The sequence below is a fragment of the Streptosporangium sp. NPDC003464 genome, from assembly GCF_053588315.1.
On the sequence record NZ_JBSFPS010000496.1, the window covers coordinates 1 to 2,790 of the forward strand.

Here is a 2,790-nt window from a genome sequence, read left to right on the forward strand (position 1 = left end):
CATCCAGCCCTGCAGCCCACTCCCGCAGATCATCAGCAGTCGTCACAGAACGGCACGCTACCCCTAAGAATCACGAAATCAGGCTGTAGTACTAGGAGTTGTTCGGGGTTCGGATCCAGGTGAGGCCCGGTGGCGGGCTGGCCGTGGCTGGTAGAACTCGGACGTGGCGCGCTTTGATGTGACCGATGCCGAGTGGGCGTTGATCGAGCCGCATCTGCCGGTGGCGGCTACCGGGCCGCTGCCCCGGCGGGTGCGTGATCAGTTCAACGGGATCCTGTGGCGGTTCCGCACCGGGTCCGGCCGGCGTGATGTCCCGGAACGGTACGGGCCTTGGTCCACGCTCTACTTCCGGTTCAGCGGCTGGGCCAGAGCCGGGGTGTTCCGGGCGCTGATGGACGCGTTGATCGCCGAGGCCGTATCGCGCGGGCAGGTCGGGTTGGAACTGGTCAGTGTGGACTCCACGGTCGTGCGGGCGCATCAGGAGTCGGCCGGGCCGGCGGTCGCCGGGGAGACCCTGGATGCGCTGGAGCAGGCGCTGACCGAGAAAAAAAGGGGGCTCGGCTTCCGGGGCAGCCGCCGGTGCTGCGGGTGGTGCGCCGCAGGTCAGGTCCGGCGCCGGCGGCGCGGACGCGTCGTCGGGCCAGGATCGTGCCGTCATGTGGCGACGCCGCAAGGCCCGGGCAGAGGCTGTCGGGCTTGGCCGGTCCCGAGGCGGACCGAGCAGCAAGGTCCATGCCGCACTCGACGTCGCCGGGCTGCCGCCGGCCTTCGTGCTCACGCCCGGGCAGACCGCTGACCGCCCGCGGCTCATCGCTGTCTTGAACAAGGTCCGCATCCCCGGTCCGGTCGGCCGGCCTCGTACCCGCCCCGCTGCGGTGGCCGCGGACGAGGCCTGCTCCTCCAAGGCCAACCGTGCCCATCTGCGCCGCCGCCGGATCACCGCGGTCATCCCGGAGAAGGCCGATCAGCGGGTCAACCGGACGAGGAAGGGTGCAGCCGGCGGGCGGCCCGTCGTCTTCGATCCGGAGCGCTACCGGCAGCGCAGCACCGTCGAACGCTGTTTTCCAGAGGATCAAGTCCTGGCGCGGTCCGGCTACCCGCTACGACAAGGCCCCGAAAAGCTACGAGGCCGGACTCTACCTCCGAGGCTCGATCATGTGGCTGAAGCTCCTCACCTCAACCACATGATCCGAACTCCGAACAGCTCCTGGTCGCGCTGACTGCGCAGACGGGCAGTGAATGGCCCGAGACCGGCCGCCTGGTCGAAGAGCACATCTATCCACTGCTGCGCGCCCACGGCATCCGCACTGTCCAGGTGGCCCGCGCCGGTCCCTCCCAAAGGGAAGGCATCGTCGTCCTGGACGACACCCGCGCCCCGCAGCGCTGCCACATCGCCGGCGCCTACACCCTGGCCGAAGAGATGCTCACCGCCGGCACCGTGCCACAAGCCGGAGGTTCGAGGCTATGTTCGACTATCTGCACCTGGGCTGATCGGGCAACCGCGACGGTCATTTCAGGGAGCGCGCGGACTCCCTGACTGGCTCGCTCGTGGCGAACGGGCACGGTCTTTTGGGCCGCGCCTGACATGGTGGGACGGTGAATTGGAACGCGCGAGCGCTCGAAGTGCTGGCGGTGGGTGAGCCCACCCCGCTGATTGACTTCCCGGTATCGGCGCCCGGGATCAGGCTGCTACTGAAGGACGAGTCCACGCAGCCGACGGGGAGCCTGCGGCACCGGCACGCCAGGACCCTGTTCCGCCGGGCCGTGCTCGACGGGTCGGTCACCGAGGGGGTGACCGTGGTGGAGGCAACCGGCGGCAACGCAGCCGTGGCGCAGGCCTGGTTCGCGCGGCGGCTCGGGCTGCCGTACATCGTGGTCATGCCGGGCGAGCGCAGCCAGGCGCGGGCGCGGCCGGTGGAGGAACTGGGCGGGGAGTGCCGATTCGTGACGCCGCCGCTGGCGATCTACAACGCCGCACGGGAGATCGACGGGCACTTCCTGGACCAGTTCGGACGGGCCGCGCCGCACGACCTGGCGGAGGAGCTGTTCGGGCAGGTGCGGCCGGACTGGGTGGTGACGGGCGCGAGCACCGGCGTGACCTCGGCCGCCCTCGGCCAGTGGATCCGGGCCCACGGTGAGGACTGCCGGGTCGCGGTGGCGGATCCCGAGAATTCGGCTTACTTCCCGGGATGGACCCTCGACGTACCCGACTACGGTACCGGGATGCCCTCGCGGATCGAGGGCATCGGACGGCCACGCGTCGAGCCTGGCTTCCGGCCCGACCTCGTGGACCTGGTCGTCCCCGTGCCCGACGCGGCCAGTGTGGCGGCGGCCCGGCACATCCGCGAGGTGACCAGGCTGCCAGTTGGCGCCTCGTCGGGCACCGCGTTGTGGGCGGCGCTGGAGCTGGTGGAGCGCATGCGGGCCAGGGGCGAGACCGGCACGGTGGTGTCGCTGATCGGCGATGCGGCTGATCGACATTTGGCGACCTGTCACGACGACGGGTGGGCCGCCGGGAAAGGGCTGGACGTCGGACAGTACACGGACACTCTGAGGCAGCGCACCAGCTTGTGACCTACGCCGGCGTGCGGCTTGTGGTAGCCGGATGAGCGGCGGGTGTTGACGAACTTCGGTGACTTGCCAGCCCGGCCGATCGATGCGCCAGCTCTCACACTCCTTGATCAAGGCACGGAGAGCCATGATCAACCAGGTGAAGCAAGTGCAGTTAACTGAGCTAAAAGCTAAGGGGTGGGGCCTGGACCGCTGGATCGAGGACTACACCCGCGGCCG

General features: G+C 69.5%; 1 protein-coding gene and 1 pseudogene. Both read left to right on the plus strand.

The window, feature by feature from the left end; translation table 11 throughout:
* Positions 1-163: 163 nt before the first annotated feature.
* Positions 164-1,188, plus strand: a pseudogene (locus ACWDS7_RS47740) (IS5 family transposase).
* A 408-nt stretch (positions 1,189-1,596) separates the two neighbouring features.
* Positions 1,597-2,574, plus strand: a complete 978-nt coding sequence (locus ACWDS7_RS47745) for a PLP-dependent cysteine synthase family protein (RefSeq protein WP_451934712.1) — start codon at positions 1,597-1,599, stop codon at positions 2,572-2,574.
* Positions 2,575-2,790: the final 216 nt, after the last annotated feature.